This window comes from Vibrio sp. YT-15, assembly GCF_033337445.1.
GTDB classification, from domain to species: Bacteria; Pseudomonadota; Gammaproteobacteria; order Enterobacterales; family Vibrionaceae; genus Vibrio; species Vibrio alginolyticus.
In genome coordinates this window covers 118,835-133,278 of sequence record NZ_JAWOQR010000008.1, presented here as the reverse complement: position 1 = coordinate 133,278, position 14,444 = coordinate 118,835, and the positions used below count along the sequence as shown (strand labels likewise).

The window sequence follows — 14,444 nt, the reverse complement described above, 5'->3', positions numbered from 1 at the left end:
GAAGATATTGGCCTTTTAATAGAAGCGGGCGGCGATTATAGAAACCACCGCCCTCATAGTAAAGAGAATGCTTAGGAAGAGTAGGCGTATTGCCCGCCAGAAAGGCGCTGATTAAACAAACTTTGCTCAAATTCATTACAAGGCATAGGTTTACCATAAAGAAAACCTTGTCCGATATCACAGCCCTCACCAATGAGAAACTGTTCTTGTTGGGGAGATTCAATGCCTTCGATCACGACTTGGAGTTCCAGTTTTTTCGCAATGTGTATGATAGAGCAAATTATCGCGCGGTCATCGTCCGACTTTTCCATTTGCTGGACGAAGCTTTTATCAATTTTGATGGCATCAAATGGATATTTCTTTAAATAGCTGAACGAGGCATATCCTGTACCAAAATCGTCAAGTGACAATGTCACGCCTAGTTTGTGCAGTTTATTTAATGTAGTGCGTGCTACGACCTCATCGGCAATTAAGGCGCTTTCGGTCACCTCGAGCTCGAGAAAGTGTGCTGGCAAATGAAAAGACTCGAGTAGGTGTTGCACTTGTTCTGCAAAATTTACGTTTTGTAATTGAATGGGAGAAACGTTGACGGCCATTTTGAAGTTATCGATTAACTCAGACCATTGTTTTGCTTTGTCTATCGCGGTTCGAAGAACAAAAGAGCCAACTTCAAAGATAAGCCCGTTTTGTTCAGCCATATGTATTAATGCTTCGTTGGATACGTCGCCAAGTATTGGATGCCTCCAGCGTAATAACGCTTCTGCGCCAATCCACTTGTGGGTTTGAGGGTGTACTTTGGGTTGAAAGTAGAGCATTAGGTCGTCGTTTCTTACCGCTTGCAATAAGTAGCTTTCCAGTTGATTGTGGTTGTTGAGTTCATTTGAATGGCTTTCACAGAAATAACTATACGCTTCGCCAGATTCTTTACACAAAAGCATGGCATAACATGCGTTCTGGAGTAGTTGTTTAGCATTGCTGGTTCGGTGAGCTTGTACAACACCAATGTAAGAGTTTAGGTGAACCTCTGTGTCTTTTACATAAAAACTTCCCATACCAATATCGGTAATATCATTCAGTAGCTGATGCAATTTTATATCGATGTCTGTGCCCCAAACGAGCAATACGAGATCATTGGAGCTAGGCCTCCCCGTAACAAAATGTCTGGACTCCCGCTTACCAAGACGATACCGAAACTCTTTCAATATTTCGTCGAAAGCTTCAAAGCCATAACGGGTTTGGATACTGCGTGCATTGCTAAAACCAATGTTTATTACGATTAATGATTGCTGACTGTGATCTAACGTTCTGAGTGTGTCACTGACTATATTTTCGAGTGCTGCTCGGTTTAGGAATCCAGTTCCTTGATCGTGTGTTTTTTGGTAGCTCACCTGCTTTTCAGCGGCTCTGCGACGATCAATCTCTTGCGTTAGGGAATAACTTAACTGCGCCAAATCTGTAGTGCGATTCTCAACTCTATTTTTGAGTTCGTTGTTAAGACGCTGAAGTTTGTGTTGCTGATGCACGATGGAAAGCTGCGCTTCGATTGAATCTTTAAAAGTCCCAAGCAATTGCCGGTAAGTGTCGCAGTATTCATTCTCCTTAAAATCAAGCATGCAAATAGTTCCAAACGTCTCTCCATTTGGCCAGAATAGCGGTAAGCCGCAATAAGAGATCATACCTAGTTTGATATCAGGGTTATTTTGCCACTCTTCATCTTCAAGCGCGTTTGGGACAATAAGTTCACTTTTGTGTTTTATGACATGCTCACAATACAAACCGTTGCCAAGCAACTCAGTATCGCCAGTACGATAAGGATTACCTATAGTTTCGCTGGATGTATTTACTTCTATGCGATCTGGATGGATACGCATAATTAATGTGGTGGGTACGTGCGTTATTTGAGCCAGTAAGTTGACGATTTCCTGCCAACTTCTTCGCATAGACTCAGGGATTTCGTAGTCTAATGTTTGCAATCTCCCCATATAGGTCATCCTTTACGTGGTTTCACTTCCTGTGAATTAAAAATGCAGACTGCTCTATTTTGTTCTCGCTTTTTAATTAAGTATAGGGTGGCTAGGGCTCGAAACAAAAAAAAGTCCTGAAAAGTGTTCAGGACTAGGAATAGTTGTCACATATCTCATCCTTGAAACAGATAACAAGCATCAAGGCTTAAGCGACATTAACGATTCAATAGAAATGTCTTGCGAATAGTCGACATATTCAAAGTTAAAGCCATTGATCTTCATAAACTCATCTTTAAAACCTTGGTAATCACCAATCTCTTTAAAGTTATCAGCATTCATTTGTTCTAAAAGAGCGTGGACTTCTTGTTGAACTTGCGGTTCAAGTTCCAAGTCATCTATTCGAATCAAGCGTTCACCGTCAACTGGCACTTTCTCTTGATCGTATAACTTCGTAGTAAACAGTCGCTGCATTTGTTCAATACAGCGTTCGTGAGTACCTTTTTCCTTCATCACTCGATAAAGCGCTAACAGGTAAGGACTTAGAGCAGGTATGAATACACTGGCTTTCGTCACCAACGCCTTACACACGGTTGCGTAAGCACCGCCGTCAAAGTTGGCGAGTTTGAGGTTTAATGAATGACTGGTTTGGTGTAAATCGATTTTCGCTCGACCTAACGTACCATCGAGATAAATTGGGTGCGTAATGTCAGGGCCCATGTAAGAAAAGGCGATGGTTTTGCAGCCGTTTGCGATAGAGTCGTTATTAATGAGTGTGTCAATCCAGCTTTCCCAGTCTTCGCCGCCCATTACTTTAATGGTGGCATTGGCTTCCTCTTCTGTTGCAGGCGTTAAGGTGGTTTCTGTCCACTTATCGTTCTCCAGCATGATAGAAGCGCCAGTGACAGGTTCACCAATAGGTTTAATGACACTGCGCCAAAACTCATCAGATTCAGGTTTAGGTCGAACACCGGTTGCCAAGCTATAGATGACTAAGTCAACTTCACCCTCAAAGTACGTTTCAATGGCTTCAATCACTTGATTGCGCACCGAACCAGAGAATGCATCACCAACAATATTTATTGCGGTACGCCCGGCTTGATTTGCTTCTTGCTTAAAAAAGACGTTGTTATACCAACCCGCACTCCCAACCCCTTTCTCTGAAGGGCCACGCTCAAATGAGACGCCAATGGTATCGGCGTTAGCGCCACCGAACGTTAAGGCGATTCGTGCCGCTAGGCCGAAACCAGAGGAGGCTCCAATAATCAAAACCCGTTTTGGGCCTTTTTTGATCTGTGGGGCGCGTTTTACGTATTCAATTTGCTCTTTAATAGATGCATGACACCCTTTGGGGTGCGCAGAGCGAGCAACAACACCTTGAATTAACGGTTCTATTCGCATGTTGTTATCTATCCTCGATGAGTGGAATTGAAAATAGATTAACGTAAAGTTACGTAAAACTTATTGAGCTAGACCATTAAAATTAGAGATGTTTAATTAATTCTTGAGCAACGAAATCAGCGATCCAAGGTTGTGCATCTGGTTTTGGGTGAAGGCCATCATCCATCATCCACTCTGGTTTGGTGACAACATGCTCTAAGAAGAATGGCATCAAGGCAACTTGTTGATGCTGTGCAAGCTTAGGGTAGATATCGTAAAACATATCGCTATAGCGCTTACCATAATTAGGTGGAACCCGAATTTGCATCATGACAACGTCCGCACCAGAATCTTTTATCATGGTAATCATTTTTGAAAGATTCGACGTAATAAGTTTAGGAGGGAAACCTCTCAGTCCATCGTTGGCACCTAACTCAATAAGTACCATGTCAGGGCTATGCTGAGTTAGCAACTGAGGTAACCGTGCTAAGCCATTGCCGGTTGTATCGCCAGAAATGCTGGCATTAATAACTGTTACATCTTGACCATGTTCTGACAACGCATCAGGGAGTAAGCTAGGCCAACTCTCTTCGATCGGCATCTGATAGCCTGCACTCAAGCTATCACCCAAGACAAGTAGCTTTTCGCTCGCATGTGCAGTAGCGGAAAAACAAAAAAATAGAACTAAGGAAAGTATACGAATCATGCAAACACCTGTACTTAATGCACCTATTGTTCAAGCCAATTTGGTTTCTAAACAAGTCTCTACTAATCAAGAACAATTAACAATCCTCAAAGACGTAAATGTTGACATCCGAAAAGGAGAAAAAATCGCCATCGTCGGAACTTCCGGTGCAGGTAAGTCAACATTGATGACGTTGCTAGCTGGTCTTGATACGCCGACATCAGGCGAAATTACTTTATTAGGTCATGAATTATCAAAACTGGACGATGAAGCACGCGCGAAAATTCGGGCTGACTCTTTAGGTTTTGTTTTCCAAAGTTTCCTGTTAATCCCGAGTTTGAGTGCATTACGTAATGTCACACTTCCTTGTCTTTTACGTGGTGAAGCCGAAGATGAAGCAAGAGCAGCGGAATTATTAGCTGCTGTTGGATTGGAAAAACGTGTCGACCATTTACCAAGCCAGTTATCTGGTGGTGAACAACAGCGAGTTGCGCTAGCGCGTGCATTTATGACACAGCCTGAGCTGTTGTTCGCAGACGAGCCTACCGGCAATCTTGACCATCAAACCGCAGACAAAGTGATTGAGCTGCTATTCGATCTTAATGAACAGCACGGGACAACTCTGATTTTAGTAACACACGATGGTCATCTAGCAAGCCGATGTGACCGTATCTATCGTATGGAGGCGGGTGAGCTTAAGGAGGAGATATAATGTCTGCAGTATCATCAAGTGAAGCAACATCCACAGAGCAAAACAGTACAACACAGCACTCGTCGAATAAAAGTTTGATACGCTGGAGTTTCGGCGAAATAAGGCAGGGGAATCTTTGGCCTATTAGCGTTGCTCTTATTCTCGTGATTGCGAGTATCTTTGCGCTTTCTGCATTAGCAGAACGAATGGAGCAGGTGATCGTCAAGCAGGGGAAGGACGCATTAACGGCAGATGCGGTGTTTGTGTCTGCTAATCCCATTCCGGACACGTTGTTAGCCTCGACTGAAAGCCTTGACCGTTCGACGATGACACGCTTTGCCACTATGGCATTTAGCGATAATGGTATGCAGCTTATTTCTGTAAGGGCGGTGGATGATAATTACCCTTTAATGGGAGAGCTCGTTCTTGAAAATAATCCAGCCGGTCGCGTTAAAGAGAACCAACTCTGGCTTGATGAGCGGATTATGACTCAACTAAGCGTAAAGTCAGGTGACAGCGTCACGATAGGCGATGCCGAGTTTACTGTATCAGGCGCAGTATTGATGGAACCAGGCTTGAGCTTTAATCCATTTCAACAAATGCCTTCTGCATACATTCATCAAAGTGACGTAGATAAAACAGGAGCAATTCAAGTTGGGAGCCGAGTTCAATACCGTCTGTTTTTACAAGCCGATGATAAAACACTAAATAGCTTACAAGATGATACGCAGCTTTCTCCGAGCGATCGCTGGCGCACGCAAGATACTGCCAGTCGTAGTAATGAGGTTTTTGAACGCACGACGCAGTATCTGTCGTTGACCGTAGCGATTGTCATCATTATGGCAGCGACAACATTGGTTCTTACTTGTCAAAATTACGTGAACAGCCGGACACAAACTATCGCGATGTTGAAAAGTCTTGGTGCGAGTCGCCGATGGATTGAAAAGTGGTTATTTATTCAAGTCACAATCCTTCTCATTAGTGCCAGTGTCGTCGGTCTATTGTTAGGGAGCGGGCTGGAATATTTATTACGCATTCCACTCAAAGACTTATTACCCGATCCACTCCCTGGTTACGGTGTCACACCATTTTTGGTGGCATTTATCTCAGCAGTCTTGATTACGGTGCCTGCTCTCGGTATACCATTGTTAGGCTTGATTAAAACTCCCGCGTTAGAAGTGCTACAGCAGGGTAAAGCGCAACGTTCTTGGAAGCGAATGTTACTTGTTCTAGTTCCCGTTGTTCCATTGCTTTTACTGTATGCAGATAACACCTTAGTTTGGATCGTGCTCACTGGTATAGCGGTACTGTTTGTGGTACTCGCAGCAGTTAGCGTCATACTCACAAAGCTGTTTGCACGTGTGTCAACCCATCCTGCAATGAAGCTTGCGTTGAGTCGTATCAACCGGACGCCAGTAACCAGCGGTCTACAGTTTGGTGCTTTGGCATTATCTTTGATGTTGCTGTCTATCATTTGGCTTGTGCGCAGCGATATTCTCGCTGATTGGGAGAGAACCTTACCTGCAGACGCGCCAAATGTGTTCGCTTTGAACATTGGTGATTATGAGCTCGATAACTACCTAGAAACCCTAGATAAAAACGGAGTTACGCGGTCACAAGCTTATCCAATAATTCGTGGACGACTAACAGAGATCAACGGTCAAAACGTCAAAGAGGTTGAGTACGAAGGAGAAGGTTCTGACGCGATACGTCGAGAGCTAAACCTGACATGGGGAGATAGCCTACCAGAATATAATGATGTGCTTTCGGGTGAATGGACAAACAAAGGGAGTGTATCTGTAGAAGCGGATGTAGCAAATGACTTAGGCATCAAACTCGGTGATACGCTGCGCTTTGTAATAAACAGTCAGAATTACGATGCAGTAGTAGATACCATCCGTTATGTCGAATGGCGTGACATGAAGCCTAACTTTTATTTTATTTTCTCATCTGACGTGATGGCTAATTTACCTGGTTCTTACCTCATCAGTTATAGGATTGAAGAAGGAAATGAAGCGTTGTTGACGTCAATGTCACGTGCTCACCCAACGGTCTCTGTTTTAGATATCCGAACTATGGGCGAGAAAATTCAGGCTTTGATTCAGCAAATCGTATCAGCAATCACCATCCTTGCTCTTTTAGGCGTTGTTGCTGGTCTGCTGCTCATCTTTACTCTACTGAGGTTAAGCTTGTCCCAACGTCAACAAGAGATTCGTTTGTATCGCACATTAGGTTCAAGTAAGAAACGGATCAACACAACCCTGTGGGCCGAGTACGGAATTATGGCGTTGATTGCTAGTGGTGTTGCGGTATTCGCTGCGGAAATTTGTGTGGCCGCAGTCATGACATATGGGTTCGATCTCAATGCACAAATTCACCCCGAATTGTGGATAGCTTTACCGCTTGCAACATTTGTTACGTTGGCACTTGTAGTGATGAGTTTGTTGAAAAGATTGTTAACGCCAGTAAACACTTAATCGCAGCGAGTGTTATCAAGTTTGGAACACTCCATGACACTTTTATTTTAGTTATCCACAAAAACAGTGGGACTCTCAGCCCATTAAATCAGTGGCTTACATGATAATGCTTGAATTTGTATACCACTGATATCATCAGCGTATGACAATTTTAATGAGTCTGTCAAATCTTCATAGTTGATTTACGTGTAGTTCTAGACATAAAAAACCCCACCTTATTGGTGGGGTAATGTCATATCTTAGATTCTAGTTTGAAGGTGATAGGTTGCTATAAAATGCCACCATTCGATCATCCTCAGCGCGGTCAATTTCACCACGAACAACAGGGATGATGTTACCAGAATTATCAACATCAGAACGAACGTGAAGATTTACATCTACTTTTTGAGGTTGTGTTTGAATTGAACTAATCTCTTTACCAGCACGACCAAGTAGATCGAAGATATTTGTATTTAAGAACTCGGTATATTTATTTTTACCAAAAAAGTTTTCAGGATCTAACAAGCCGCCTTTTCTGCCCTCATATACAGCGTATCCGCCCATTAACCAAGGGTTGGCTCTTGCTGCCATACCTGCTGCTGCTCGTGCTCCACCTGCTGCTCGTGCGGCTGCACCACCTTTAACACTTGCACTTGTTGCACTACCAAGACCTAGTGCACTTGCTGCACGGCTAATAAGCTTGAATAAACCTTTGAATGCATTTGTTAATGTATTTACAACACTCAAGCCACCGCTTAATACAGTGAAGATTTTCGAACCGACCCAAATTGAAGCAATTGTTTTACCAATCGTGATAATCTCATCACCATGTTTAACTGCTGTGTTAACGAAAGACCTTACAGATTCACCCATTTGTCGGAAAGTAGGCTGTAATTCTTTTAAGTCAGTCATAATGGAGTTGATATTACCTCCACCAAACCCAACAAGAAATTCATCCATTAGGCGACCAAACCCTTCCCCGATTAACGAAATGTTTTGACGTGCTTTTACTAATGTTTCAATATCTTGCTGTGTGAGGTTGAGGTTAAATCGTTCTCGTTGTGCTCGAATTTCCTCAATATTAGCCATCGCTTTGAACTGGAGGATTGCGTCATTACCGAAACTTTCCATGAGGAACGTGAGCTTATTCATATCCGTTCCACGGCGTTTAGCTTCTTCTTGAATCAACTTCATTGCTTCGAGAGGTTTTAGCTCTTTTAGCATCTCCTCGGAGATCTTATTGTTCTTCTTCAACCACTCAGCCACATCGGAGAATTCGCCTCCACCTGTTAGTTGGTAGTCTCCGAGCTTGTCTGCGAAGTCTTTGTACTGGTCTGAAACGCTGTCCATTGATAAACCGAACTTTTCTGAGGCGGCGCTAATATTTTGAAACGTGATAGCATCTAAACCACTCTTTTTAATGGCTTGGTCCAGCTCGGTAGCTCGTTGTAAACTCTGCTGTGCGCCTAAAGCGGCTAAACTACCAACCGTTAAACCTGCTGCCATACCAGCACGTTTGAGTGATGACGCTGCCGCCTTACGGCGTTCATTGTGCTGATGGGTTATAAGTGCGCTCTGTTTAGCAAGTTCTCGTGTCCTTTGTTTCTCGCGGCGGTTGCGATCTGAGATTTGGTTTTTCAATCGTTTCTCAAGGTGAAGCAATTCTTCTGTGCTTGAAGCTTGTTTGAGCTTGTTCAGTAAAACTTTCTTCTCAGCAACACCCATATCACGAATTGTACTTGTGGATTGAGCAAATCGTAGCAACACTTTCTTCTGGGTAGCTTCGAATTTCTCTTGTTCAAGCTGTAATTTTCGATAATGTTTTATGTGAGAATCTTGATCTTGTTGTCGTTGTCGCCTAGCTCTAGGAGAACCACCAACACCAAGAACATTTTCAGGGTTAGCTTTCTCAAGTTGTCTTGCAAGCTGCTTGGACTGTTTTAATACTGAGTTCCAACTGGGGCGATCTAATTTCCATGCAACGGTATTTGTAAATTTATGGAGTTGTCGAGCCATAATTATTAACCTTCTCTGTTAAAAAATTCTTTAATCACTTGTTCGTTCGATTTTTGTTCTAGCCCCATCAAACTCACATAACCGTCTTTATAGAGGTCAGGTAATTCGTTCACCTTGCCACTAAAGCCACTATTAGTGCTGTTGGTTTTTCGTTGAGCATCGAGTGTCTTTTGTTCATCTGCAAACGTTAATAAGTAGCCTCGTTCATAAGAGACATTGCGGACATGCTCTAAGATCAGACGGTATTCCATACTATCTGTTGTCCCAACTTGTTTAGGGGTGTATTTAACAATGACGTAATCTTTGAGGTTATAAAATTCATTCACTATCGTTAATTTAGTGCTTCTATTAAACCAATTGAGTAGAATTTCATGCGCATTCAAAGGGCGTTTGTCATCAACACTTAACAAATTACCATTTATATTTGAGAGGGGATTCTTACCAACGTAACAGGTAAGTGATAATGTAGGGTTGCTCTTAACTACATTTGAAGTGATAACGCTCTTATCGCTTACTGGGTATTTGGTAGCATTAGCTTGATAACTGGGTAACACCTCAGTAAACGCATCGGCGTAAAATCTTCCAAGGTTGTTATCCATAATATATGTGGGTGTAATCATAAATCTTCCTTATTTTCTCAGTTCTTCATCCACAATCTTCTTTATCTTCTTCAATACTGTTCGATAATCCTCTTTAGGATCTTTCTCTTTTGGTTTACCAAATAGGGTATTGATAATTAGAATAGGGATGAGGATCAGAAGGAGGGGAGGTAGTTGTATAAATTCCATAGGCTTTTTATAAACCACCCCTTAGTTAAAAGGGGCAGTTATCATTTTATTTGTTATATTGGATACTCTTATAGTCTAGATTTTCAGCTTCACTTTCTTTCACCCAAAGTTTATGCTGTTTATCATCAGCGAGATATTTACGAAGAGGGATGAAATTTAAATGGGTAAGAACTTCTTCGATATCTTTGTTTGAGGCGTTTCCACACATATCTTTTAACTCATCAAAGAACCAATAATCTCTTGACTCAATGCTATCAAAGTATTGTGAGAAATTAACATACATATCATTTAGGCTATTAGCTTCACTAGCTGCTAATTCAGCAATAGCTTTATCATAAGCTGCTTGCTGTTCAGAATGCTTGTTTTGAGCCCAATTCGTTGCTTTTACAACATCCATTTTTTCTTTACGTTCAATCTCATAAAGTTCATTAATAAGAGATACAACTTGTTCTTTGATAGTTTTAATATCTTCCTTAATCAAGCAATCATGCTTCTTCATGATAAGCTTATTAACACTCAATTGATGGAATAAATTGTGTTCTTGACTAGAGACTGTTTTATATCCTTCTTTCAACAATTCATCATGAGTCACTAGAAGCTGTTGTAATCCTTCTCGGATAAATTCGTGGTGATATGCACACAGTTTATTTTCTTTAACAAGGTTGCTACCGCTTAAAAGGTATGTAATTTCATCTTTACGTGAACTAAATGCTTTAGGTGCGGACGTGTTGATAAAAGGAAGGTTATAAGAGGCTAGGTTGAAATTAACCACCTTATCAACACGTTCCTGATCAATTTGTTCTGGTTTAGTCACTTGAGTGCGATAATATTCTTTGATAAGTTCTTCAACAGTTTGGATATTTGGTAAGGTGTCGGTTGCAATGCTCATTTATTGTTATCCTTATTTTGTTTTTTAATTAGGGATTGGAGAGTACGGAGTTTCTGTAAAACTAGTTTGGTTTCTTCTGCCATATTACAAACCACCTTGTTCTTGTTTACGTTTCATCGCTGCTCTACGAACTGCTGCTTCAAGTTTGAGTTTGTGTTCTAACTTTTCTTGCTCATAAGTTAGTTCTGGTTCTGGCTCATCACTCTTGACTACGGGCTTAACACTTGCTTGTGCTACGGCTTTAGCACGTTCATAGCCAGTTAAAGTACTTGAAGTTGGTTTAGAGGTTGATGTAGACGCTTTTGTTTGTGAATTAACAGGTTGATGTAGTTTTGAATTTTTCAAAAACTGAAGAAACTCATCTGGTGTTTTGATTCCATTGACTAAGCCAATATCTAAACATTTATTGGCAGAGAAAACCTTAGCTTGCGTATCTCTTACTTGTTTAGCTGACATAGGGCGGTTAGATGCTACATGATTGATAAAATCTGTATAAAGTTCATCGACGCTTTGCTGAAGGTCTGCTAAAAACTCATCTTTGAAGTGCCCTGATTCATTCACGCTAATTTTGGACTCACCTGCAGATACGAAAATTCTTTTAATTCCCGCCATATCAAGAGCTTTTGATGTATCAGTAAGCTGAACAACTACACCAATAGAACCAAGCTGACCCATAGGATGTGTATAAATGCTCTCGCAAATCGCTAAAAGTGCATAACAAGCGCTGGCTGCCATTCCATCACAGTATCCAATGAGCTTAATATTATTCTCTTTGGCAATACGTTTGATTGTGGTTGCAGCTTGAAACACTCCCATAGCCTCACCGCCGCCAGAATCGGCAAGCATGACAACGGTTTTAACTCCATTAGCTGCATAGCTTTCCATTTGTGATACAAGGTCTTGATAACTGCACCCACCACACAACATTTGATACGGATTGCTGCGGTAAGTACACGCACCCTCTACATTTAAAACCTTCGTGTTAGGTAATGATTCAATTTTATTAATCAAAGTGTTTGTAGATTTAAAACCGCTATTATCAGAGGCTAATTGCTTTCGAAGTTCTCGATCTTCAAGAATCTCACTAACAGTTGTAAAAAGTTCAACACTCGCTAATTGAGGTCGTGATAAGATTTCTTTTGAAAGGTAATTCATGATATGCCTTGTTATAGTTATTTGATGTAGGAAATTTTGATATAGCCAAATGTTACGCCATCGTTTACATTAATAATCTTATTATCTTTGATACGTCGATATAATGTAGCGAGTGAAATGTCTAATACATTCTTGTTGATTTCATAGAAAAGCCTCACACTATTAAAATACTCGACCTTTCCAGTCAGACTGTCGTAAATCTTGAATTCATATCCAGAACTTTCTCTAATATTGGCCTTTCTGCTCCGGATAATGCAATTGGTCGGGGAATACGCCCCTTGATCAAAGATTCGACAAATATTAGGATCTTTAATCTGAAAATAATCTCGACCTTTTTCTTTTTCACTTAAAATGAAGTCGATAAATGAATTTAAAGCTGTAAAGTTGAAATCAACATGGTGATAGTGCTTATGATGATGACTTTTACTATTACATCTAGATTTAATATTATTGAAAGTGGTGCGGAGTCTAATTAATTGTTGTTTGGTAAAATGTGGGTACAGTTCGATAAGCTCATTTAGCTTCATGTTACTTCCTTTTTATTATTATAGTGTTGCTGCTATTGGTAGGGGATAGATTAGAAATCGATTAATTTTATTTTGTTTGATGCTTGATACATTTTTATAGCTTCGTCTATGATCTGAAATTGCTCATAGTCATCATAAACGTTTAAAGCTCGATAACGTAATATGTAAGTATTTTGGATTGTTCGTTTGCCTGTAATAAGCTCATCGAGTAAAGCTTCAGGAGAGTTATACAAAAGCCGTTTTCGCATGGTTTTGTCTCCATTAATTTGATTAGGTTTGATTTAAATTAGGTAAGGGTATAACTTATTTTTATTTCACTGGAGAGGTGAATAGGGGTATATAGAGTATTGTAAACATTTTGATTACAATTCAATCTTGCAAAACCTCAACTTAAAACAATAGCTAAAGGAAAGGAGGTGCCCGTCACTACTATTAAGCTGAGTAAACATGAGGAATGTTTGAAGAAGCATTGCAACACTAGAGGTAACATATAAAAGAAGTCTTATGTCTTTTTATTTACTCTATGCAACCATTATACCAAATAATAGATTTTTATACAATAATAAATTTGAAAATAATATATACTTTTGCTTTTTGTTGTGCTAGGAAAAGTTATTCTGTTAGGTTGTTTATAAGAGTCTTAATTTTTTCTTTTGATATATTGCATTTATAACGCCAATCGTAAACGGTAGGAGCACCTCGTACACCTTTCATTATATTTTTAAGGTGTGGACGTAAAACTATGTTTAATTCGTGCAGGGTATCAAGACACTTTTTCAAGTCACTGCCGTTATCGAAGGATTTCAACATTAACTCGAAGCGTTCAACAAGGTTCTTAGGTTCTTTTTTCTTCTTTCGTGGCGTTAATGCTCGTTCCAGCCATTTTAAAATAAATGGTACACGCTCCTTTTCTCCTTTCTCTTTATATGAATACAAACCAACATCTAACAAAAAAATTGTATCTGTCTTTGAATTCTTGAGATAGGTTTGAAAGCGCATCTTACTCACTGCAACACCTCCACCAACAGGCACTAGTACTGGGGACTGTACAAGGTGTAGGTTTGGGTGTTCTTCCAAAACTGTATTTAAATCTTGCTTATACTGAGGCAACCATTGATCAACAATATTTCTTAACTTTTCTTGCTTAACTGGTTCGAGTTTTGAGTATAGAAGTTCATATTTGTTGTTTAAGTCTTCCATTAGTTCACCTCTTATTTGTTCAATAATGAAAAGTTAAAACGTTTACGGCTCTTTCTGATTGCTTTGATTCGGTATTTCTTCACGTTATTATCCTTATAGTTATTTCTGCCCCAAATTACGTGCGTGAGTGTGTCTACAAGCGTTTCAGCACGTATAGATAGGGCAATATATTAGGTTTTATTTAGATAGGTTCTGAGGGTGTTACAGAGGGTTGTATTGGGCTGCTGTTACTTATCTTTCAATGGGAATTTCTGATAGATTTCATAAACTTCACGTTCAAGTTCTGTTGCCAATAGTGAGAATTGTTCCATCAACACCGGATATTTTCTTAAATCTGATAGTTCAATCAGTTTGCTTGCAGCATCGGGGTAATCACGTAGGATAATAACAAACTCATCTACTGTAATTGGGTCATAAGCAAAACCACCATGTTCAATCCTTTTGTATGGGATCTTGATATCGTTCATATCGATCCATTCATCAAGGTATAAGTATATGCTCTCCTGAACTTCTTCATTGAGTTCGAGTTCACACCAGCTTAATGATTCAGGTGTTGAGCTTTTTAAGATATCAAGGGCAATATCTCGATCTTGAGTTATGAACAGCGTTTCCGCTTCTTCTGGTTTTAAAAGAATAAAAGTGTCATTAGTGTTCATATCATTGTTTCCTCTTGTTTGGAGTGATACATACAAGTAG

The 14,444-nt window shown here is 40.3% G+C and carries 13 protein-coding genes; 2 read left to right on the top strand and 11 right to left on the bottom strand.

The window, feature by feature from the left end:
* Window positions 1-71: 71 nt before the first annotated feature.
* The 3 genes from R7D93_RS16125 to tesA form a co-directional block, all read right to left on the bottom strand.
* Window positions 72-1,982 (bottom strand): EAL domain-containing protein, encoded by a 1,911-nt coding sequence (locus R7D93_RS16125; RefSeq protein ID WP_213866348.1) that lies wholly within the window; start codon window positions 1,980-1,982, stop codon window positions 72-74.
* A gap of 180 nt (window positions 1,983-2,162) precedes the next feature.
* Window positions 2,163-3,362: an enoyl-ACP reductase FabV gene (gene fabV, locus R7D93_RS16120; protein ID WP_213867709.1), complete on the bottom strand. Its 1,200-nt coding sequence runs from the start codon at window positions 3,360-3,362 to the stop codon at window positions 2,163-2,165.
* 82 nt (window positions 3,363-3,444) lie between these two features.
* Window positions 3,445-4,047 carry a multifunctional acyl-CoA thioesterase I/protease I/lysophospholipase L1 gene (tesA, locus tag R7D93_RS16115; RefSeq protein ID WP_005376324.1) on the bottom strand — a complete coding sequence of 201 codons (603 nt, stop codon included), beginning with the start codon at window positions 4,045-4,047 and terminating at the stop codon, window positions 3,445-3,447.
* Here tesA and R7D93_RS16110 point away from each other — a divergent pair.
* Complete coding sequence (locus R7D93_RS16110) at window positions 4,046-4,738, top strand: ABC transporter ATP-binding protein (protein ID WP_005376323.1); 693 nt, start codon at window positions 4,046-4,048, stop codon at window positions 4,736-4,738. The two genes, tesA and R7D93_RS16110, sit on opposite strands and share 2 nt — an antisense overlap.
* Window positions 4,738-7,194 (top strand): ABC transporter permease, encoded by a 2,457-nt coding sequence (locus R7D93_RS16105; RefSeq protein WP_213867710.1) that lies wholly within the window; start codon window positions 4,738-4,740, stop codon window positions 7,192-7,194. The genes R7D93_RS16110 and R7D93_RS16105 overlap by 1 nt, the downstream gene beginning before the upstream one ends.
* Window positions 7,195-7,440: 246 nt before the next feature.
* Here R7D93_RS16105 and R7D93_RS16100 read toward each other — a convergent pair whose 3' ends face one another.
* The 8 genes from R7D93_RS16100 to R7D93_RS16065 form a co-directional block, all read right to left on the bottom strand.
* Window positions 7,441-9,189 (bottom strand): hypothetical protein, encoded by a 1,749-nt coding sequence (locus R7D93_RS16100; RefSeq protein WP_225495922.1) that lies wholly within the window; start codon window positions 9,187-9,189, stop codon window positions 7,441-7,443.
* Between the two features lie 5 nt (window positions 9,190-9,194).
* A complete protein-coding gene (locus tag R7D93_RS16095) occupies window positions 9,195-9,809 on the bottom strand; it encodes a phage baseplate protein (protein ID WP_153645741.1) in 615 nt (204 codons plus the stop codon).
* Window positions 9,810-10,023: 214 nt separating this feature from the next.
* Window positions 10,024-10,866 carry a hypothetical protein gene (locus tag R7D93_RS16090; RefSeq protein ID WP_225495920.1) on the bottom strand — a complete coding sequence of 281 codons (843 nt, stop codon included), beginning with the start codon at window positions 10,864-10,866 and terminating at the stop codon, window positions 10,024-10,026.
* Between the two features lie 84 nt (window positions 10,867-10,950).
* Entirely contained in the window at window positions 10,951-12,021 is a 1,071-nt protein-coding gene (locus R7D93_RS16085) for a S49 family peptidase (protein ID WP_153645743.1), read from the bottom strand.
* Window positions 12,022-12,038: 17 nt separating this feature from the next.
* The gene (locus R7D93_RS16080) at window positions 12,039-12,548 is read right to left on the bottom strand and encodes a hypothetical protein (protein ID WP_153645744.1); all 510 of its coding nucleotides are present in this window, start codon (window positions 12,546-12,548) and stop codon (window positions 12,039-12,041) included.
* Window positions 12,549-12,598: 50 nt separating this feature from the next.
* On the bottom strand, window positions 12,599-12,796 hold the full coding sequence (locus R7D93_RS16075; RefSeq protein ID WP_153645745.1) for a hypothetical protein: 198 nt from the start codon (window positions 12,794-12,796) through the stop codon (window positions 12,599-12,601).
* Window positions 12,797-13,160: 364 nt separating this feature from the next.
* Window positions 13,161-13,748: a hypothetical protein gene (locus R7D93_RS16070; RefSeq protein WP_193237674.1), complete on the bottom strand. Its 588-nt coding sequence runs from the start codon at window positions 13,746-13,748 to the stop codon at window positions 13,161-13,163.
* Window positions 13,749-13,975: 227 nt separating this feature from the next.
* Window positions 13,976-14,404 carry a hypothetical protein gene (locus R7D93_RS16065; protein ID WP_153645747.1) on the bottom strand — a complete coding sequence of 143 codons (429 nt, stop codon included), beginning with the start codon at window positions 14,402-14,404 and terminating at the stop codon, window positions 13,976-13,978.
* Window positions 14,405-14,444: the final 40 nt, after the last annotated feature.

Bases quoted from the DNA above. Each gene is read 5' to 3' on its own strand.
- R7D93_RS16125 (WP_213866348.1), bottom strand. From the start codon at position 1,982: ATGGGGAGATTGCAAACATTAGACTACGAAATCCCTGAGTCTATGCGA.
- fabV (WP_213867709.1), bottom strand. From the start codon at position 3,362: ATGCGAATAGAACCGTTAATTCAAGGTGTTGTTGCTCGCTCTGCGCAC.
- R7D93_RS16110 (WP_005376323.1), top strand. From the start codon at position 4,046: ATGCAAACACCTGTACTTAATGCACCTATTGTTCAAGCCAATTTGGTT.
- tesA (WP_005376324.1), bottom strand. From the start codon at position 4,047: ATGATTCGTATACTTTCCTTAGTTCTATTTTTTTGTTTTTCCGCTACT.
- R7D93_RS16105 (WP_213867710.1), top strand. From the start codon at position 4,738: ATGTCTGCAGTATCATCAAGTGAAGCAACATCCACAGAGCAAAACAGT.
- R7D93_RS16100 (WP_225495922.1), bottom strand. From the start codon at position 9,189: ATGGCTCGACAACTCCATAAATTTACAAATACCGTTGCATGGAAATTA.
- R7D93_RS16095 (WP_153645741.1), bottom strand. From the start codon at position 9,809: ATGATTACACCCACATATATTATGGATAACAACCTTGGAAGATTTTAC.
- R7D93_RS16090 (WP_225495920.1), bottom strand. From the start codon at position 10,866: ATGAGCATTGCAACCGACACCTTACCAAATATCCAAACTGTTGAAGAA.
- R7D93_RS16085 (WP_153645743.1), bottom strand. From the start codon at position 12,021: ATGAATTACCTTTCAAAAGAAATCTTATCACGACCTCAATTAGCGAGT.
- R7D93_RS16080 (WP_153645744.1), bottom strand. From the start codon at position 12,548: ATGAAGCTAAATGAGCTTATCGAACTGTACCCACATTTTACCAAACAA.
- R7D93_RS16075 (WP_153645745.1), bottom strand. From the start codon at position 12,796: ATGCGAAAACGGCTTTTGTATAACTCTCCTGAAGCTTTACTCGATGAG.
- R7D93_RS16070 (WP_193237674.1), bottom strand. From the start codon at position 13,748: ATGGAAGACTTAAACAACAAATATGAACTTCTATACTCAAAACTCGAA.
- R7D93_RS16065 (WP_153645747.1), bottom strand. From the start codon at position 14,404: ATGAACACTAATGACACTTTTATTCTTTTAAAACCAGAAGAAGCGGAA.